This is a genomic window from Chitinophagales bacterium (genome assembly GCA_016787225.1).
Classification (GTDB): domain Bacteria; phylum Bacteroidota; class Bacteroidia; order Chitinophagales; family JADJOU01; genus CHPMRC01.
The window spans coordinates 200,034-219,485 of record JAEUUY010000026.1 but is presented as its reverse complement, the minus strand read 5'-3'; the positions used below and the strand labels follow the sequence as shown (position 1 = coordinate 219,485).

The following is a 19,452-nucleotide window of genomic DNA, read 5'->3' as shown; positions in this document are numbered from 1 at the left end:
TGAGTAGTCAAATATTTTTGGGTTAAAATGCATACTTATGCCAATAGCAGTTTTAAAATGTTCCAACCCATTTTAAAACCTTGCTATGGTAAATGCCGTATCTGTATTTGTTTAGTGCAATGAGCCATGCGACATTGGACTATTACTAATACGCTTACGGTATTACTTTATAAATCTATATCATTCAACTGTTTTGACGTTATTCAGCAAGCCCTAAAGTAAGAATGATATTATTGGGGACTTATCATAGAGGGAATTAATAAAAAAAAATTTACTCAATTATCTTTGTACTTTTGGCGTCGAAATAAAAATAACTGATTTGGCTAAGACTAAATTTTATGAACTAGAAAATGTTACAGTGGAAGACATATCTTCTGAAGGAAAAGGTATAGTAAAACTAGATGGCAAAGTAATATTTGTAGAAGGAGGAGTGACGGGAGATATTGTAAAAATTCAAGTCAAGAAAAGTCATAAAAATTTTGAGACTGGTAAAATTTTAAATGTAATAACCCCTTCGAAAAGTCGCATGAAGCCATATTGTAAGCATTATGAGCAATGCGGTGGTTGTAAAACTCAGCATGTAGACTATGCTACACAGCTTCAGTGGAAACAAGGCGTGGTTATCAATGCACTGGAGCGCATTGGTGGGTTTAAAAGTCTGAATATTTTACCCATCTTAGGCTGTGAAAAAACGGAGCATTATCGGAATAAACTTGACTATGCCGTCAGCAATAGACGATGGCTTACCAATGAAGAGTTGCACTCTGATATCACCTTCAATAGGAATGGAATTGGATTTCATCTGGTAGGAATGTTTGATAAGGTTCTGGATATTCATGAATGTTTTCATATGCCCGAATTAAACAACGAAATTAGAAATTTTATCCGAGACCAAGCATTTCAATTAGAGCTCTCCTTCTACGATATCATGCAGAAGAAAGGTTGTCTTCGAAATATTTTAGTACGAAATAATGTGAAGAATGAGTGGATGATATGTATACAGGTGTATGAAATGGAAGATAATTTTATGAAGCTATTAGAAGCTATTAAGCAGAAGTTCCCTGAAATTATCTCTTTGCAATATACAATCAATAAAAAATCAAATAACACAATTTATGATCTCGACTTTCATGTATATCATGGTCAAGATTTTATATTTGAATACCTCAAGGAAAAGAAGTTTAGAATTACGCCAAAATCATTTTTTCAAACCAATACGGAGCAATGCATTCAATTATATGAATTAGTAGGAGAATTGGCAGAAATCAAAGAGGGGCAAGTGATTTATGATTTATATTGTGGAGTAGGAAGTATTGGCATCTATCTTGCTGAAAAAGCTAAAAAGATAGTAGGAATCGAACTCGTAGAAGAGGCCATAGTAGATGCACGAATGAATGCCAAAATTAATGGCATGGAAAATTGTGATTACTATGCTGCCGATATCAAGGATATATTTAAGTCTGAGTTTATATCCAAGATAGGAAGTCCAGATGTCATTATTACAGATCCTCCACGTGCAGGAATGCATCCTGATGTGGTCAATGAACTAACCAATTCTGGCTGCCCTAAAATAGTTTATGTCAGCTGCAACCCCCAAACCATGGCGAATGATTTAAAGGTCTTAACAGAAAATTATCGAATAAAACTAGTTCAACCTGTAGATATGTTTCCCCATACGATACACATTGAGTGTATCGTATTATTGGAGAAAAAATAAAAAAATTAGTCTATAAGCAATGGTAGATTGCTTGTTTTATCGCCAGATGGTATTTGTATGAAATACTTTCCTTTGCTGAGTCCGCTCGTATTTATTTTGATTTGGTCAGACTTTGCGTATACGATTGGTAGTGAAAATCTCATGCCAGACATATTAACTGCAATTATTTCTTTTGCTTGATTTAAAGCATCGCCTGATATGATAGCATAATCAGAACTTGGATTAGGGTATAGATTAATCGTGCCGCCTGAATTATTGAGAATTGCAGCACCAGCACTATTAGTTTTAAACGTACTGTTTGCGGAAAGGGAATCTCCAGCCGTGTTTGTTGCTTTAATTCTATAATTATAGGTTGTGTTTGGTGTCAAGCCTGTAAGAGCAGCTGTAGCAGCAGTGTTAGCAGATCCTGTTATACTAGCGGGGGTCATAGCCTTAGTGGCGCCATATGCAGTGGTAGTCCCATATTGTACTTCAGCACTGGTTGCATTGCCATTTGCATTGATTTGTGCTGAGATAGTGGCAGTTGTAGTAGTGATAGCGGAAGATGCTATAGTAGAGATATTCGCTTTTTTGGGAGCAATAAACTCTGTTAGGGGAATGGTTTTTATATTCCATGCATCTCCATTCGCATCTCCGGTGCCATTTACACCATTAGCAGCGATATTGATAGTTACTGTTCCTGAACCTGCTGCCGGTGCAGTCCAGTCAAAAGAGAAGGTGGCGGACCCATTAGTCATAGCTTTGGGGGTAGTATGATGTAATTCTCGTGTCATGAGCATAGTGCCTGATGGGGTAGCTGATAAGGTACCAGCAGAAAAATTTAGGTCAAATCCAGCCTTGGCAGTGCCTACTCCGATGAGATTAGAATTAGCAACCTCTAATACTACTGCATATTTTTTGCCAGGAGTGTACGATGTCAGACTAGAATTGCCATCAAAGTCCATGGATATGGTTGTAGCACTATTGGCGGTAGACCCATGACAACCTGTACCACCACATCCGGTAGAACTTACATTTGAAATTCCGTCTTTCTTTGATATTAAAGTAAAGTAAGCTGTAACAACAAAAAAAAAGTAAATAATGTGTAATTTATTAAATTTCATACGCGTATAATTTTGAATTAGAAAAAATTAACATAGCAAATATAAGGTCTTGACAATAAAAATTAGAATTTTTAATGAAGATGAAGAGTTAAAAAAGAGATTACCATAGATTAATTCTAGGCTGGATATTCTGAATAATTTCGAATAGTTTCATATACTTTGACCTTAAGGTCGTATTTATGGTCTATTCGTGGTCTAATTTTATTATAAATCACCAGACAAATATTCTCTACTGTAGGGTTGAGATTTTGAAAATCAGGAGTATCGAGATTGAGATTGCGATGATCAAATGGTTCGGTCACCTCTTCCTTGATTATTTTCTTCAAATCAGCTATGTCATAAACAAAACCTGTGTAGGGGTCTATCTCTCCGGTCAAGGTAACATGGAGCTCATAATTATGCCCGTGATAGTTTGGGTAGGCACATTTTCCGAAAATTTTGATATTCTCTTCATCGGATAGTTCTGGACGGAATAGCCGATGAGCGGCATTGAATATTTCTCTACGTGTAATCGAAGAACGCATTGTTATTTTGGTATTTTAAGTAGTTGAAGGGGTTCGCTATTTCTTCCGATGAGAAGCATTGATTCTCCTTTTACAGTTATAGGTTTAACTACTTTAACGTCTCCCCAGAGATTGAAATTGTTGCTATGATTTACAACATAGTTTCCGCTTGCATTAGATTCCAGTATGACTCCCTGACCTGCATCGAGTCGACCAGTCTCTATTTCAATATTGTAGTCATTGCCTCCTAGTAATAAATCCATTTTCCCATCTTTATTGATATCAAAAGGAATAACTGCATTCATAGGAAAAGCTTGGGCTTCTAATGGTAGAACTTTCGCATTGAATTTTCCGTTTGGTAGATTAAAAATAATCATACTACTCATGAAATTGGCAATCAATGTATCTGCACCCTTGACTTCTTCTGGAGTGAAAAGATCATTTGTCGTCGCTTTTGAATATTTTTCATAGCGATTGAATCGCTTCTTAAGAAATGGCATTTGGTCCAGAACATTGTCACGAATCATGATCGGTCTGCTTACTCCATCAATATAGGTGGATAAGACTACATCCGTAGAACCATTTTTGTCAAAATCATGGACTAATGCAGTCAGAGGATAATTATTATCACCTTTATATCGGCTATTGGTACCATAATTGCCTAATATGATATCTTCTATGCCATCGCCATTCATATCAGCGAGAGTGATCGATCGCCACCAACCTCTAAAATTGCCAAGGGATAGGTTTTGATTTTCAAGTCGCCCATTGATATTTCTATAGACCATAGGTGCCGTCCATTCGCCCACCACAAGGAGGTCTTTATTCCCATCGCGGTCAATGTCTATCCATTTGGCATCATTGATCATCTGTAGCTTTTCATTCTTTTTAGAAAATTCATCTATCGCAAATTTCCCATTGATATTATTTAATAAATAGCTCATAGGTTTGCGACCATAATGACCAGGAACAATCATGCCTCCAATAAATACATCTGGGAAACCATCTTTGTTGTAATCCTCAATAGCTATAGCTTTTGAGCTGGTATAGATATTTGGAAATATAGTGCTGTCTGCCCTTATAAAATTATTGTCTTTATTAACATATAGCCTCACCGGATACTTTTTAGGTTCATTCGGAAAGTCATTTCCACCGGAGGTGACGATAATATCCAAATCGCCATCTTTGTCAAAATCTAGAAATGCGGAACCGCAGTCTTCATAAATTTTATCTTTTACGAAGGATTCATAAGAGCGCTTTATAAATGTCCCATCTGTATTTTGAATAAAAAATCCTCCCAGAATATCTTTGGCACCACCTACAAAAAAATCTTCTAATTTATCTCCATTGATGTCCCCTACAGAAATGGTCGGGCCTTCATAGGAGTATTTGCGTGGAATTAGAGGTTCTAGTTTGTAATCAATATAATCATTATCCCTACAGAGGTGTTCTATTTTTGAACTAGCGGTTTTGTCTACAAAGTTATACTGCAGCGGAGCAGCAGGTGGAATAGGTAGATACTGCGCCTCATCAATGTCGATATTGAGAACTTCATTGGCTTTAGCTTGAATTTCTAAATAAGTTTTCTTATTGAGAAATTCTACCTTGATTTTAGCTTCTGTATTTTTCCCTATCCCTATATGGGTAAAGTGTTCATGGCTTCCCATAAATCCGCGTATCGGGTAGTGGCGATAATATTGCTTGTTACCATCAGGGGTTTCAGCAAATATTCGTGCATGATAAATTGAGTTGGGTGATTTTTTTGAATTTAATTTCACTCGAATAAAGTTACCACCTTTATTTTCCATTAAATTATTTCTGAACACAAAACATTCTTGATTGATATTACTCACCACGATTTCTAAATCACCATCATTATCTAAGTCACCATAGGCGGCACTATTACTAACAGATGGGTATTCCAGCCCTGTTCCTTTAGGATTGCGAACGAGATTGAGGTTGCCCTCATTTGAAAAAAAGTAATTATTGACCCTTACTGTTGGTACATTGGCCAATAGATTTCTTACTTTTTCCAAATTATCTTCTTTCAAAGCTTCTTTTTTTATGGAATCTAGTTTGAATTTCATAAAATCCTGATCCGTAAAATCATGGTAATAACCATTGGAAATATACAAATCTTTGTGTCCATTATTGTCAAAATCAGCCATTAAGGGTGCCCAGCTCCAGTCTGTATTTGCGAGACCTACCGTGTGTGCTATATCTGCAAATCGCTTATTGGGTATGCGCTTCTGATATACATTTTTTACGAATTGTGAACGGTAGTTGTGCTTTATGAGTTTAGCATATTGGTCATACTCCATCGTTTGTCTAAACTGCTTTTGTCTATAGTTTTCTTCTGGAAGCATATCTACAACTAGCAAGTCATCGAGCCCATCATTATCCATATCTGCAAAATCTGACCCCATTGAATTATAACTGATGTGAGGGAGATAGTGTTCACCTGAATCTGTAAATGTATTGTTTTTATTATTGATAAAAAGTCTGTCATAGCCCGTATAGTCATTGGCTACGAAGATATCAAAAAAACCATCGTAATTGAAATCAGCTATGACTGCACTCAACCCGAAAAAATTATCTTGAATCCCTGCTTGTTCGGACTTATCTACAAACTTGCCATTTTCATTGACAAAAAATCTATCAGATATGAATTGATAGGTCTCCGGTTTTTTCGTCACTAACTTCCCATCTTTGTCATAGGTCAGTACAATTTTCTTAGCTTCACCCATAGCAGAAGGGTGATTAAGAAGGAATAAATCTAAATCGCCGTCATTGTCAAAATCGGCAAAATAGGACATGGTGCTATAAGAACTATCAGCAAGTCCCATTTCAGTAATACGGTCAGTAAAAGTATTATTTTTATTATTGATATATAAGTTATGAGTTCGGTATTTAGGATCCGCTATTGCAGATTTACAAACATAAATATCGAGCCAGCCATCGCCATTCACGTCCATCATGCAGGCACCGGTATTAAAACCATCCCCTTTATCAATAGATGCGGATTTACTGATATCCTCAAATTTTAAATTGCCTTTATTGAGATAGAGCTTGTTAGCCATCATATTGCCTGCAAAGAAAATATCATTGAGTCCATCATTATTGATGTCACCTATACAAGTTCCAGCACCATTAAATAAATACTCGTAAGTGAATATATTAAGGTAGCGAGATTCCACGAGGTGATTCGCAAAGTCTATTCCTGTAGATTCCTTAGGCATGAGCGTAAACAATTGCCCATAAGAGAAAAACGGAACAAAAAATAAGATAAAAAAGTATTTTATTGAAGAGAATTTATTCATTCCTACTATCTTTGTGTTATTAATCAATTTACAAAATTAGTTTATGCGCAGTAAATTATGTTATTTCTTTTTTCTATTTCTGCTTAGTCTGCATGCGAGAGCACAGAATACCATGGTAGAGTGCAATGAGGTGCTGATAAAAACGATTATGGAAGACTTGTTCTCTCCGCCTGTAGCTAGTAGAATTCACCTCAATGCCAATGCTGCCGCTTATGAGGTTTATGCTAAAAGGAATAAAGATATAAAATCATTTTCTAAATTTTCCCATATGCCTGCAATAGAGGCTCCTATCCAGAAGATTGATTATGACATTGCAGCTACAGTCGCCTTTGTCAAGACTGGCATAAGCTATATCTATACAGAAGATTTTTTAAATGCTTTTATAAGTGAACGCCAGACTCGATGGGGCAAGAGACAAGATCAAGAATTGGTAAAAAATTCAATAGCATATGGAGAGAAAGTAGCCACCCATGTCATAGAATGGAGCAAAGGAGATAATTATGGCTATACCCGTACGTTGCAGCGTTACGTCTTATCAGATAGTGCTGGTGCATGGCAGCAGACCCCTCCTGAGTACAAAAATGGCTTAGAACCCAATTGGTATATGATTAGACAGGTCGTATTGCCTAAAGATTCATTTATAGCTTTTCGCCAACATGATTATTACAGCGAAGATAAAAAATCGAGATGTTATCTACTCATGGACTCTGTCTATCAAAAGTGGAAAACCTTAACTGATAAAGAGAAAGAAATAGCCCTCTACTGGGATGATAATCCTGCCACAACCCATAGCAAGGGTCATACGATGTATGTAGAGAAAAAGCCTTCTCCATTGGGACATTGGCTAAAACTGACAGGTCAGATACTACAGAAAAAAAAAATGACAAATGAACAGTCATCGATTATTTATACCCGCGTATGTGTAGCTGCCTATGACGCTTTTATCAATTGCTGGAATGTCAAGTATAAGTTGAATACCATTCGACCAGAGACCTACATCCATCGCCTGATAGACCCAGACTTTAAACCGCTCATAGAGACTCCACCTTTTCCAGAATACACGAGCGGACATAGCACGGTATCAGGTGCGGTAGCTACCGTTTTAGATTTATGTATACCTAAGGTTGGAAAATTTACCGATAACTCTCAAAAAATGCTGGGCATGAAACCGCGTAGCTTTCTTAATTTCCGACAAGCAGCTAAGGAAGCTTCCATTTCACGTTTCTACGGAGGCATACACATCCATACAGCTCTGCGTGAAGGCGAACGCATGGGAAAAATTATAGGAGAACAGACATGGAAAGCGATGAAGTGATTTAGTTATTAGTAGTCGGTAGTCAGTTTCAATCACTCTATTTCGGTATTTACATTTCGTAGTCTTGATATACCGCCTCAACTTGTCAACTATATAGATGCATACTAGCCTTTAATAGCAACTAATATCAACTTCTTTATGGTTAGTCTATAGATTATGGAACTCTAACTCCTGCACTTTCTGACCATAAAGTGAACCAATCTTGTTCCTCTAATTTTAAAGTCGTTGCTTTCATCAATTGACTAATTCTCATGTGGTCGGTCGTACCAAAAACTGGCAATATTCGAGCAGGATGTTTTAAAATCCAAGCTAGAAGTAAAACTTCTATCGGTACATCATATTTTATAGAAAGTTCTTTTGCTTTTTTGCTTGCTCTTTTCGCTTTCTCATCTTCATTTTTGAAAATATTCCCCATTGGTGACCACGCCATGGGTCTTATATTGTGAACTTGCATATGATCTATACTTCCGTCTAACATTGCTTCGAAGTGAGTGAGAGAAAATCGAATTTGATTATAACTTATTTTTATTTTCGTCTCTATCAAATCTGATTGAAACGGTGTAAAATTAGAAACGCCAAAATCCAATATTTTTCCATCTTTTCTAAGTTCTTCAATAGCTTCTGCAATTTCATCTGCAAGCATCAAAGGACTAGGACGATGTAATAAAAGCAAATCGAGATAGTCCGTTTCAAGGTTTTTAAGGGATTGTTCTACAGACCAAATAATGTATTGCTTAGAATAATTGTAGTGTTTGACTTTGTTTCCTCTTTCATTGGATTCTAGTTGAATACCGCACTTTGAAATAAGTTGAATCTTAGATCGGTCGATATTACTTTCACTTAATGCCTTTCCAAATGAAGCCTCTGTGGTATAGCCGCCGTAAATATCCGCATGATCAAATGTAGTTATCTCATTTTCCAAACAGCAATTCATGAGCTGAATCATCTGATTTGAGTTTAAGTTTTTTCCCCAGCTGCCCCATGACATGGTGCCAGCTACAAGTTTAGAAAAAGGAGGAGTTCCCATGCTTTTATATTAAAAATTTTAATTGATAATTGTACTTACGAATCTTAAGGCACTTATTAATCTGGGTGCTTTTAACTTGCATAATTACAAGTTTTATGTTCTTAGGTTTTTAGTTCGTCTAAAAACTTATATTACCTCAAAAATAAGCACATAGATAACGATTATTCAAAAATATAAAGTTTCACATAAAGACATGATTTTATTTGAAGCACACCGCCCGACTTTCTTCAAACCAGCAGTTATCTACAGGCATTGTTGTTTATTTGAAAGTAATTTTTTTTACCTGCTCTTAATGTTAGAATTATATATGTAAAGAATAAGTTTATCGGAATAGAAATATGGTCTCCATCGGCAATGAAACTTATCAATGCTATAATGTTTATGAAGAGTAATAAAGCCCAAAAGCCTTCCCACACTTTTTCTGATATGCTTTTTGCTGTTAGTTCTTTAAACAAATTTGTTGGCAGTATGGTTTTGTAAAGTGAAATGAATAAGACAATGTTGAGTGGAATAAATGCCATCAATATACTTGTTGTTTGGTACATAATCGGAATGCCAATACTGTCTACAAACCAAGGATAATCATTTCTCATACCGCGAAAATAATAGTAGAAATATGTTCCTGGAAGCATTAAACTCCATACTAGATTTGCAAGAATGAAAGTTTTTAGTTTTGAGAACGTTAGTATGAATTTTAGATCGCTAATGCTTTCGGACTTTTTAAGCATAAAGAATATAAGTAATGATAAACCAAACATTGTAAGACCACTTCCAATATCCATTAATTTTCTTTTGCTTGTTTCTAGTTTTGCTACTTCTTTGTAATACTTTTCTTTCCAAACGTTTTCATCAGTAGATAGTTCTGCACTTGAGTCAAGTTTTTCTTTAGCTTTTTGGTCTGTATAAAAATCAAGAGTTAAAGAGTAGCATAAAATTACTACTCCAATTAGAGCGATAGATAGACTTAAATATTTTGGAGATTTTAGTTTATTCATAGTTTTTTCGGGGTTACACAAATGCTTGTAGATAAAGCGTTTCGGCAGCTTGAAGAAGTGTGTTTTTGGAAGCACGACTTTTCGCTTAAATACAAATATAATTAGAATTCAGACACTTCGATAAAAAACTGCACCAAGCATTTTTTCAAACTGCCAGTTATCTGAGGTTTTTTTATTCCCACCATTTATCATTTTCTCTTATCTGGGCATTTATCATTTCTTTACTATTTGGCTCTACATAGAATTGTAATCGGTATGTTTCCCATCCGTTTTTAAGATACTTATCATTTATGCTAAATTCACCTGCCCCAATATCTAGATCACCAGATTTTGGAATCCTAAAATCTCCCCAATTGCAGATTTTCGTTTCGGTTGAGTTATACTTAATCCACTTGCCTTCAAAAGCATTGTTGATGAAGCCATCAGAAAAGAATTCTAATGAGTTATAATGAATTTCGTTCGTTGAGTCAGCAAACGCGCTTGTAGATAAAGTTCCTTCAATGTAACCACTATGTTTTTCATTCGGACTTTCTTTAATTATGATTTTTGAAGTAATTGTAATTAGTGTGTGATTTTTTGAGTATTCCATTTCATCTAAAAGACGAATGGAATCTTTGCCAATTTCAATGTTTGAAATTTTCAACTCACCGGTAAAATTACAAATATTATTCTTTACTCTTGTTTTACCTTTTAAAAAATACGTTCTGTTGTCTGTTTTTGATTTTTCAAACGACGTAAAATGAATTTCAAATCTTTGGAAGTTACTTCCTATAAAACCAAGGACACTTCTTTTAATCATTTGTTCTTCTCCTACAATACTGTCTGGGTTAAAAACTTTTGCAAGATTTGAATTTAAAATTTCGGGTTCAGTAATCATTTCTTTTACACTCAGAGGAATTTCTGTTTGTATCGCTTTTATTGATTCCTCGTTTTCGGAATTTGGTTTTTCATTACCACAACCTAGAAAAAATGGGAATAAAATAAATACTAATTTGAAGGTCTGCTGTTTCATAATAAATCTCAGCTATCGTCCGGCATGCTTCGTGAAGGTGTGGCATAACCAAACTGAATTTTACTCAAATATACAAACTTTCATAACCATAATGCATATTTTTTGAACTCCGTCACCCACACTTTCACGAAACTGTCAGTTATAAGCTGGTCTCCTTTCTGTCGTCCGTTGATAATTATTCATTTTTACTGGTCGAAATTTAGCCAAAATAAATTAAATTTGTCAACATAACTTTAAGTTAATTGTAAATGAAAATAGTCTCATTTTTTGCAGGTGCTGGCGGTCTAGATTTAGGCTTTAAAAATGCTGGCTTTGATGTCGTTTGGGCAAACGAATACGATAAAGAAATTTGGGAGACGTTTGAGAAAAACCATATAAAAACTGTCTTAGATAGAAGAAGTATTGTTGATATTCCGTCAAGTGAAGTTCCTGATTGCGATGGTATAATTGGGGGTCCGCCTTGTCAAAGTTGGTCAGAAGCAGGTTCAAAACGTGGAATAGCTGATAAAAGGGGTCAGTTGTTTTATGAGTTTATGCGAATACTTGCGGATAAAAAACCGAAATTTTTCTTGGCTGAAAATGTGTCGGGAATGTTGTTGCCTGCACACAAAGAAGCGTTGTCGAACATAAAGCAAATGTTTACTGACATTGGTTATGATTTGTCGTTTGAGTTACTGAATGTTTCGGATTATGGTGTCCCACAAGATAGAAAACGTGTTTTCTTTATTGGCTATAGAAAAGACTTGGGAATAAAATTCGAGTTTCCAAAACCTACAACACTTGGGAATAAAGTAACACTTGATAAAGTCATCAGCGATTTGAAAGATAACGTCTTGCCGGCAAAGGAAGGTAATTATTCCAATGGAAATAAATGTAAAGTCGCAAATCACGAATATATGATTGGTGGTTTCTCGTCTATTTTTATGTCAAGAAATAGAGTTAGGTCTTGGGATGAAGTTTCTTTTACAATTCAAGCAGGTGGTCGCCACGCTCCTTTACACCCACAAGCCCCAAAAATGAAATTTATTGAGCAAAATATTCGAGAGTTTGTAAAGGGAAAAGAAAGTTTATATAGAAGGTTAAGTGTTCGTGAATGTGCCAGAATACAAACTTTTCCAGATGATTTTGTTTTTCATTATAATAGTGTAGTAGCTGGTTATAAAATGATTGGGAATGCTGTCCCAGTTAAGATGGCTGAAGTTTTGGGACGAAAAATTCTTGACGACTTAAAAAGTATAAAGCCGTCTAAAAAGATTGCTGTTAATGGTTTTGCAAATGCTCTTAATGGAAATCTTGTCCGTGAAAAAATGAATAAAATAGTAAATAGTATTACAGCATAATGGCAAAAGTTGCAAGTCAAACTATAAATGGAAAAGCCTTTGAATATGCGTTATTGAAAGAGTTTTTAGAACGGCTGAAAGCCTTTACAACCGTTTTGGTTGTTGAAAATGACCCTTACAAAACTGCATTGAAATGTTTTTTAAGTTTTAGCGAAAAGGATAGAAGTCATTACAGTTTGATAGCAAGTTTTGCTGTCAATTTTTTACTTGATATTGAGCCGCGGTTATCAAATGGAATAAGTGATAAAGATATTTTACAACTTGAAATCGTGTCTGATAAAGTGGGTCAAACTGGCGATGTTCGTGATGTTTTAGCGATTAGGTCATTACAGAAATGGGAGATTGGAATTTCTGCTAAAAATAATCATAGAGCCGTTAAACATTCTCGATTGTCAAATGATATTGATTTTGGTAAAAAGTGGTTGGGCTTTCCTTGTTCGGTTGAATATTTCAATGAAGTCAAGCCAGTATTTGATAATTTAGCGAAGCTAAGAATCGCTAGTAAGGCAACTCAAAAATGGGATACATTAGGAGATTATCATACGTCTGTTTATGTCCCGATTTTAAATGCATTTAAAAAAGAGTTGTTGCGTCTTGATGCTGAAAATACTGGTGTTGTTGCAGAAAAATTGATTGAATATCTAATTGGAAACCAAGACTTCTACAAAGTCATAAAAGGCAGTAATAAAGTCGAAATTCAGGCATATAATTTACACGGAACTTTGAATTTGCCTTTTGAAAATATCAAGCCAAAAGCAAAAGTTCCAAAGCTGAAATTACCAAGTCGCTTAATTGAAGTCGTCTATCAAGAAAATTCGAAAACAACTTTGTTGGTCACTTTGAATGAAGGTTGGCAAATTTCTTTTCGTATTCACAATGCAAGTTCCCGAATTGAGCCGTCATTAAAGTTTGATATTAATTTGGTGTCCGCTCCACATTCTCTTTTCACAAATCAGCTGTTTATCGGTTAGTTTTTGTCTGCCTGTTTGTCGGAGTGTGGTAGTCAATAGGCTTGCATACAATTGACAAATATACGAAAGTTCTAATTTCGGTATATTTTAAGTTTTTAATTTTAAGATAAAGATAATGAATAAATAAAATCCTAAAAAGAGAAATTTTACCGCTTTCATATTTTGTGTATATATTTATAATTGATACTTTCGCATTTTGTGTATATTCTTGGTGATTAGCTATTTAAGTTGTATTAAATACTCCTTTGTTTTGTACTACGAACTATATATGATAAAATAAAGCTAAAGGTGTTAAATTTAGTAAATTCGTACATACTGTTCGAACTTTTCAAAATCACCTTATGTTAATCTTTTCATTAAATTTAACGTCATCAAGAAAACCTAATTTTTAGCATTCGAATTGTTACATGCTATGAACATTCGACAGACATTTTTACCTCTTAAGATTTACACTTAGGGTCTGTTACTCAGGTAAAACCATTTACAAATCAAATTTAGGCAAAAAATATTGTGGTTTAATGCCGACATACATAGGATACGAAATTTTATATTCGTCTTTTTAGTATGTATCGTCGGTATAAAACATTTTGCCAATCTTTTTTATTAACCAATTAAATTTTTTCTAACATGGGAATACTAGCATTCTTATTTTCAGGCTCTACATTAGCTATTCTAATCGTAGTATTTTTAGTTCTTTTTGTTTTGTACCATTCTATCGTCAATGTAGGCGGTGACGAACTCGCCACCCTCGAGCGCAGATGGATAGGCAAGGAAATGCCCGATGGGCGTACCGTAGCACTCGCTGGCGAGGTAGGTGTGCAGGCTCGTATTTTGGGACCAGGATTACATTTTCTAATTCCCTTTATTTTTAAACCTACTAAGCATAAATATTTGGTGATAAAAAATAATCAAGTGGGTATCGTCTATGCTATCACAGGTCGTCCTATTCCTCAAGGGCAGTTTATGGCTACATCGGTGGATTCTGATTTCTATCAAGATGGAGAAAAATTTCTTATCAATGGTGGTCAGAAAGGGCCTCAGGTGAGTATCATTCCTCCGGGCGAACATAGAATCAATCCACACTTGTTCAATGTAAAAGTAGTCAATGCGGTATCGGTAGGAGATGATGAAATAGCCATGGTAGAAGCTATAGCAGGTGAGCCTATGGAAGTGGGTAGAATTTTTGCAAATCCAGTGGACTGTAATCTTTATCAAAATGGAGAACAATTTCTCAAAAACGGTGGTCAGAAAGGTCCGCAAATAGCGATTCTCACCCCGGGTATGTATCGTATCAATACGGACTTATTTCTCGTAGAGGTCAAAAAAGCTACCGTAGTGCCCGGTGGACATATCTGCCTCGTGACGGCTATGGATGGAACTCAGCTCCCAGATGGACGATTATTAGCAGATAAGGTAGAAGGTCATTCTAATTTTGAAAAAGGCGAAGTGTTTATTCAAAATGGAGGTCAGAAAGGTCGCCAAATTCAACACTTGATGCCAGGTACCTATCGTATCAATACCAATCTGTTCAAAATCAGTGAACCTATGCCATGGACAAAAATTGAATCGGATGAAGTAGGTATCGTGACAATTCTGGAAGGTAAACCAATTTCAGATCCTAGTAAGATAGCCGCTGATGAAGTAGAACTGGGAATACATCAAAATTTCCAAGATACCGATGCTTTCTTAAAAAATGGTGGTCAAAAAGGTCTTCAGATTCCCGTATTGCGCGCCGGTGCTTATGCTATCAATCCATGGTTTGCTCAGGTAAAAAAGCAAAAAATGGTAGAGGTACAAATAGGTGAATGTGCTGTAGTAACTAACTTCGTAGGTGAAGAAGGAACGGATACTTCTGATATCAATGTAAATGCCAAGATCGTAGAAAATGGATTGCGAGGCATATGGAGAGATCCTTTGGGTCCGGGTAAACATGCCCTCAACTTAGAAATTTGCAAGGTAGATATTGTCCCTACCACACAGATATTACTGAGCTGGGCTAATGATGAATCCAGTGCACATCGCTTTGATGCCAATTTGAAAACCATTACCCTTCGTACTGCAGATGCCTTTAATGTCAATATGGATGTTCGCGTGATTATTCATATAGCCATGGCCGATGCACCTAAGGTAGTCGCAAACCTAGGTTCGGTAGACAATATGATTTCACAGGTATTGGAGCCAGCCATTAGTTCACACTTTAGGAATGCAGCGCAGGCAGTACAAGCCTTGGAGCTCTATACCAAGCGTTCGGAGATTCAGCAAAGGGCGAAGGAGCATATTCAAAACGTATTGAAGATTCATCATATTGAAAGCAAGGATACCATGATAGCCGATGTGGTACTGCCTGTAGAACTGACCAAAACAGTGACGGATAGACAAATCGCAACGCAAGAAAAAGCCACCTTTAAAACCCAAATGGAAGCACAAGAAGAGCGTAAGCGACTCGAAAATGCTACTGCACAGGCCGACATGCAAAAGCAAGTGGTAGAGTCTGAAAGAGGTGTGGATATATCGAAAAACCTAGCAGATGCTGCCATACGTAAAGCAGAAGGTGAAGCAGAAGCAGTCAAACTACAAGCAGCTGCCAACGCAGAAGGAATTAAGTTTAAAGCTAGTGCGGATGCAGAGGCTATTCAGAAAACAGGTTTCGCAGAAGCTGGTATAATCCTCGAAAAAGGTAAGTCCACAGCAGAATCTTACAAACTACAAGTGGATGCTATGGGCAAGGATAACTTCGGTCAGCTCAAAATCATAGAGCAAATAGCTCAAAACCAAATGAAGCTCATTCCTGAAACGCTTATCAGTGGCGGTGGTGCTGGTGGAGGCAATTTGGAAAATATGATGGGAGTTCTACTCTTGGAAAAATTGACAGGGAAGAATTATTCTCAATCGAGCACAAATCAAGAATAAACTTTATATTTTTTTTGAGCCCCACAGAAATGTGGGGCTTTTTTGTGTAATACCAATAGCGGTGTTAAAATGGTCCAACCCATTTTAAAACCTTGCTATGGTAAATGCCGTAGCTGTATTTGTTTAGTGCAATGAGCCATGCGTCATTGGACTATTACTAATACGTTTACGGTATAAATTTTTTCAGGCTATCTTGTCTAGTTTTTTTCGGAATTGCTTTTTATATTTTCAAGGACTCTTAAGTGTATTCTGTGAATAATATAGTTGCTCCAAAGTTTCCAATAAAATTCTGGTCTTATATTATGCGTATACCAAGTTGTTCCCTCTAAAAGAGTTCTGTTATTCGAGAGTTTAGTTAATTTAAACTGACCTTTTTTAGATAGGAAATAATCATGTAAATGAGGTGCGTCAATATCATACATGCTTAGTTCTTTCATAGGTAAAGGTTGTTGATCAACATTAAAAGCTAAGAGATTTGGTTCGTTCCACTCAGTAATAGGTTCTATAAAGTCACCTGTGTTAAACTTGCAATATCGAATTGCCCCTTTCCCTTTTCCTGCAATTGTTGCTTCAATAGGGTATGAAATACCTGCTTTGAAAAGATATTCTTTAGGTTCGGATAGCTTAGGAAATGTTATAACGTTATTCCAAACTGTGTTTATGTTAGCTTCGACTACTATAGATGTTTTTGCCTCATTTAGACTTAGTGTTGAATTTTTGTCTACATATGAAAATAATGACAAAGTTGTTAGCATTATAAGTGTAGTAGTTAATCCTTTTTCTTTTTTTCTATTCTTGCGTAAAATGTATGCTATAAAACTTCCAAACAAAGTAATTATCGTTCCGATTGGGGCAGCCATTGCAATACAAATCATTCCTTCAATTCCTATTAAAACAAGTATTATAGAAAAAATACTAAGCGTAGTTAGCCCAATTATAACAACTTGACTTTTTCTTATAGGTTCATTTTCATCTAGAAAATAAATCGGAATTAAACCTATCAATAAGGGAACAAATAAAAAAGTTACAAATCCATAACTCCCCCAATATTCAGTCTGGAAAATTGTAATAGCTGAAGCTAATATTGCAGTTGTCAGAATTAATGCCCAAGTTTTTTTACTAAAATTCACTCTATATTATTAAAACGTTTATTCAACAGTATAAAAAATTAATTAAGTTAAGTTTAAAGGTTTACTAATGGCTACTGAGAATCAATTTTTCTATGGTTATACCAAGTTAAAATAGCACTAAAAAATCCAAAAACTAATCCAGAAATAACAAATTTTGACCAACTAATTTCCATCTCTCTCAAATAATCTATACCAGTATTCAAGCATGCATAGCTAAGTCCAGAGATTAAAGATATTTTTATTGTTTTTTTTGTGATTGGTTTCATTGGTAATAATTTAATTGAATCTTTCTATTATTTCTTTTTTTTCTTTTTATCGCCGAACATTCTGGACAAAGAACCGAATGAGGCTGTAACATCAAAATATAATCCTGCTATATTATCATTATTTTCTTCAAGTTTGATGTAGTCATTCTTTCCAATCAGTCTTTGCATGCCACCTGGTTTTAATCCTAAAACTTTTATAATAAAATATTCATGAGGGACAGCTATAACATAAATAGCAGTGCTATCTGTCAAACCATCTCCTGAACTTAAAATGGCATCCAGTAAAATATTTAGCTTAGTTCGAGTAAGAGCTTTTTTCTCAAAATTACCTTGCTTGTTATAAAGATTAATGGCAGTATTTAAGGTCTTGAAATCAAAGGGATTATTGTCTAATATGGAATCACAGTATCGAATAGCTAGAATCGCGTGCTCATCTGTAAAGCCTTCCTGATCAAAAAGTTTTCTTAAGCTGTCGCTAAATTTACCGCTACCATATGGAGAATATTTATCTGTGAATTGAAAACCATAATACAAATGTCTCTTTTCTTCTAAATTCATCATAGAATCTCCATCTTGATACTTTTTAAATAATTTATCAAAATGGTAGTATGAATTTGGATGGTTACAGTTTTTTTCTATTTCAATATAATTAGGAGCCTGGAGTTTTTGAGAGTATCCAGAGAAAAAAAAAGTTGTCAAACTAAAAGTTAGAAATAAAAGCTTTGAGTTCATAGAGCGTATTATTGTCGAGTTAGATCATCATTGAATTCGTCAATCAATATATTATCACTTCGAATGATTCTGATTAAACTCATTCGCAACGTCTTCCCAGGCTTTATTTTGGTTGGCACGCTCTTTATTGACTCTATTGATTAATTCGTTGAATGTCTTTACTGCGGCATTCATATCATTTACAGCTTTATTGTATTCATCGATAGCTTCTTGGTCGCGTTCACTTTTTGATTTAGCATCAAAGTTCTTTTTGACAGTTTCAAAATTTTCCTTTGTAATATGATAATCTAGCATTTTGGTAAAATCACCTTCGGCCTCTCGCTTGAAAAAATTAATTAACTTTCTAGTAGCTCCTATCAGGCTAAAATCACCTTCATAGGGTTGTAAAGCGTCAAGCTTCACAAGATTCTCATCGGCTATAGTCGTTAAAACGCTTAGTCCTTGTTGCGCTGCATTGACATCTCCTTTATCTAATGCCTCTACAATTTTTCTTTCTTGATAGGCGCATTTGAGCTGAAGGAGAAGAGCCTCGTGGTAATAATCCAAGGTTTCTGACATTTTTTTAATTCTCTTACTCTTTTTATCCACTTCTCCATCGATTAAAGTAATTTCATATTTAGCTGCAAACTCTTTGTAAACGATATCAAAACTATCAGAGGCAGCTTGTAGTTTTTCATTGACTTTTTCCTGCAAATTGAGATACAACTCTAAATCATCATAGGATTTTTCAGCGATTTCTTCTAGATTAATAATTTTTTCATAATCCTCAGCTAAAATGGTTTTTTGTATATTTAAATAAACGAGACATCCTTCTTTGAGACTATTATCCCCATTATAACTGCCTAAACCCCTTATTTGACCTATTTCTGATCTTATTTGTGTCAAAAGATTTTGTCTTTTGTTTTCTATTTTTCTAGCACTACGTCCCTTTGTAATGGCTTTGAGGTAGGAAAAGGTCTCATCTTTGGATTTTTCTAGTATTTCAGAAATAGTTTTCATGTGTTCTACGGCACTACCCTGACCCAAAGCATGAGATATATTCATAAGTGTCACTGCGAAGATAATAAATGTAAATCGTGTAAATTTTAACATGATAAAAATGGTTTCGTTT

15 protein-coding genes are annotated in these 19,452 nt (G+C 35.3%); 5 read left to right on the top strand and 10 right to left on the bottom strand.

Translation table 11 applies throughout. The annotated features are described in order from the left end of the window. Positions 1 to 319 precede the first annotated feature (319 nt). Positions 320 to 1,717 carry a 23S rRNA (uracil(1939)-C(5))-methyltransferase RlmD gene (gene rlmD / locus JNL75_10275; protein MBL7790201.1) on the top strand — a complete coding sequence of 466 codons (1,398 nt, stop codon included), beginning with the start codon at positions 320 to 322 and terminating at the stop codon, positions 1,715 to 1,717. A gap of 5 nt (positions 1,718 to 1,722) precedes the next feature. On the opposite strand, the gene JNL75_10270 is transcribed toward rlmD, so the two are convergent. The 3 genes from JNL75_10270 to JNL75_10260 all read right to left on the bottom strand — a co-directional run bounded on the left by JNL75_10270 (position 1,723) and on the right by JNL75_10260 (position 6,643). Further along, positions 1,723 to 2,820 (bottom strand): fibronectin type III domain-containing protein, encoded by a 1,098-nt coding sequence (locus tag JNL75_10270; protein MBL7790200.1) that lies wholly within the window; start codon positions 2,818 to 2,820, stop codon positions 1,723 to 1,725. A gap of 116 nt (positions 2,821 to 2,936) precedes the next feature. After that, positions 2,937 to 3,344, bottom strand: coding sequence for a 6-carboxytetrahydropterin synthase (locus JNL75_10265; protein MBL7790199.1), 408 nt, complete (start codon positions 3,342 to 3,344; stop codon positions 2,937 to 2,939). A gap of 2 nt (positions 3,345 to 3,346) precedes the next feature. Beyond that, positions 3,347 to 6,643 carry a VCBS repeat-containing protein gene (locus tag JNL75_10260; GenBank protein ID MBL7790198.1) on the bottom strand — a complete coding sequence of 1,099 codons (3,297 nt, stop codon included), beginning with the start codon at positions 6,641 to 6,643 and terminating at the stop codon, positions 3,347 to 3,349. Positions 6,644 to 6,686: 43 nt separating this feature from the next. Here JNL75_10260 and JNL75_10255 point away from each other — a divergent pair, with 43 nt between their 5' ends. Beyond that, positions 6,687 to 7,958 (top strand): vanadium-dependent haloperoxidase, encoded by a 1,272-nt coding sequence (locus JNL75_10255; protein MBL7790197.1) that lies wholly within the window; start codon positions 6,687 to 6,689, stop codon positions 7,956 to 7,958. A gap of 154 nt (positions 7,959 to 8,112) precedes the next feature. Here JNL75_10255 and JNL75_10250 read toward each other — a convergent pair whose 3' ends face one another. The 3 genes from JNL75_10250 to JNL75_10240 form a co-directional block, all read right to left on the bottom strand. Next, positions 8,113 to 8,985 (bottom strand): aldo/keto reductase, encoded by an 873-nt coding sequence (locus JNL75_10250; protein MBL7790196.1) that lies wholly within the window; start codon positions 8,983 to 8,985, stop codon positions 8,113 to 8,115. A 239-nt stretch (positions 8,986 to 9,224) separates the two neighbouring features. Continuing rightward, a complete protein-coding gene (locus JNL75_10245) occupies positions 9,225 to 9,980 on the bottom strand; it encodes a hypothetical protein (GenBank protein MBL7790195.1) in 756 nt (251 codons plus the stop codon). A gap of 172 nt (positions 9,981 to 10,152) precedes the next feature. Beyond that, positions 10,153 to 10,992 (bottom strand): hypothetical protein, encoded by an 840-nt coding sequence (locus tag JNL75_10240; GenBank protein MBL7790194.1) that lies wholly within the window; start codon positions 10,990 to 10,992, stop codon positions 10,153 to 10,155. 248 nt (positions 10,993 to 11,240) lie between these two features. On the opposite strand from JNL75_10240, the gene JNL75_10235 reads away from it, so the two are divergent. The 3 genes from JNL75_10235 to JNL75_10225 all read left to right on the top strand — a co-directional run bounded on the left by JNL75_10235 (position 11,241) and on the right by JNL75_10225 (position 16,213). Continuing rightward, on the top strand, positions 11,241 to 12,332 hold the full coding sequence (locus tag JNL75_10235; GenBank protein ID MBL7790193.1) for a DNA cytosine methyltransferase: 1,092 nt from the start codon (positions 11,241 to 11,243) through the stop codon (positions 12,330 to 12,332). Beyond that, positions 12,332 to 13,303 carry a HaeIII family restriction endonuclease gene (locus JNL75_10230; protein MBL7790192.1) on the top strand — a complete coding sequence of 324 codons (972 nt, stop codon included), beginning with the start codon at positions 12,332 to 12,334 and terminating at the stop codon, positions 13,301 to 13,303. Before JNL75_10235 ends, JNL75_10230 begins: the two co-directional genes overlap by 1 nt. Positions 13,304 to 13,930: 627 nt before the next feature. Further along, positions 13,931 to 16,213, top strand: a complete 2,283-nt coding sequence (locus JNL75_10225; protein ID MBL7790191.1) for a hypothetical protein — start codon at positions 13,931 to 13,933, stop codon at positions 16,211 to 16,213. 197 nt (positions 16,214 to 16,410) lie between these two features. Here the strand turns inward: JNL75_10225 and JNL75_10220 are convergent, their stop codons facing one another. The 4 genes from JNL75_10220 to JNL75_10205 form a co-directional block, all read right to left on the bottom strand. After that, positions 16,411 to 17,343 carry a hypothetical protein gene (locus JNL75_10220; protein MBL7790190.1) on the bottom strand — a complete coding sequence of 311 codons (933 nt, stop codon included), beginning with the start codon at positions 17,341 to 17,343 and terminating at the stop codon, positions 16,411 to 16,413. A gap of 71 nt (positions 17,344 to 17,414) precedes the next feature. Further along, positions 17,415 to 17,609 carry a hypothetical protein gene (locus JNL75_10215; protein MBL7790189.1) on the bottom strand — a complete coding sequence of 65 codons (195 nt, stop codon included), beginning with the start codon at positions 17,607 to 17,609 and terminating at the stop codon, positions 17,415 to 17,417. A gap of 27 nt (positions 17,610 to 17,636) precedes the next feature. Then, a complete protein-coding gene (locus JNL75_10210; protein MBL7790188.1) occupies positions 17,637 to 18,341 on the bottom strand; it encodes a DUF4919 domain-containing protein in 705 nt (234 codons plus the stop codon). Positions 18,342 to 18,395: 54 nt separating this feature from the next. After that, positions 18,396 to 19,433: a hypothetical protein gene (locus JNL75_10205; GenBank protein MBL7790187.1), complete on the bottom strand. Its 1,038-nt coding sequence runs from the start codon at positions 19,431 to 19,433 to the stop codon at positions 18,396 to 18,398. Positions 19,434 to 19,452 lie beyond the last annotated feature (19 nt).

What these genes read in the sequence shown, in the direction of transcription:
- JNL75_10230 (MBL7790192.1), top strand. Translation starts at nt 12,332, where the DNA reads ATGGCAAAAGTTGCAAGTCAAACTATAAATGGAAAAGCCTTTGAATAT.
- JNL75_10225 (MBL7790191.1), top strand. Translation starts at nt 13,931, where the DNA reads ATGGGAATACTAGCATTCTTATTTTCAGGCTCTACATTAGCTATTCTA.
- JNL75_10245 (MBL7790195.1), bottom strand. Translation starts at nt 9,980, where the DNA reads ATGAATAAACTAAAATCTCCAAAATATTTAAGTCTATCTATCGCTCTA.
- JNL75_10270 (MBL7790200.1), bottom strand. Translation starts at nt 2,820, where the DNA reads ATGAAATTTAATAAATTACACATTATTTACTTTTTTTTTGTTGTTACA.
- JNL75_10250 (MBL7790196.1), bottom strand. Translation starts at nt 8,985, where the DNA reads ATGGGAACTCCTCCTTTTTCTAAACTTGTAGCTGGCACCATGTCATGG.
- JNL75_10255 (MBL7790197.1), top strand. Translation starts at nt 6,687, where the DNA reads ATGCGCAGTAAATTATGTTATTTCTTTTTTCTATTTCTGCTTAGTCTG.
- JNL75_10265 (MBL7790199.1), bottom strand. Translation starts at nt 3,344, where the DNA reads ATGCGTTCTTCGATTACACGTAGAGAAATATTCAATGCCGCTCATCGG.
- JNL75_10215 (MBL7790189.1), bottom strand. Translation starts at nt 17,609, where the DNA reads ATGAAACCAATCACAAAAAAAACAATAAAAATATCTTTAATCTCTGGA.
- JNL75_10205 (MBL7790187.1), bottom strand. Translation starts at nt 19,433, where the DNA reads ATGTTAAAATTTACACGATTTACATTTATTATCTTCGCAGTGACACTT.
- JNL75_10210 (MBL7790188.1), bottom strand. Translation starts at nt 18,341, where the DNA reads ATGAACTCAAAGCTTTTATTTCTAACTTTTAGTTTGACAACTTTTTTT.
- JNL75_10240 (MBL7790194.1), bottom strand. Translation starts at nt 10,992, where the DNA reads ATGAAACAGCAGACCTTCAAATTAGTATTTATTTTATTCCCATTTTTT.
- JNL75_10260 (MBL7790198.1), bottom strand. Translation starts at nt 6,643, where the DNA reads ATGAATAAATTCTCTTCAATAAAATACTTTTTTATCTTATTTTTTGTT.
- JNL75_10235 (MBL7790193.1), top strand. Translation starts at nt 11,241, where the DNA reads ATGAAAATAGTCTCATTTTTTGCAGGTGCTGGCGGTCTAGATTTAGGC.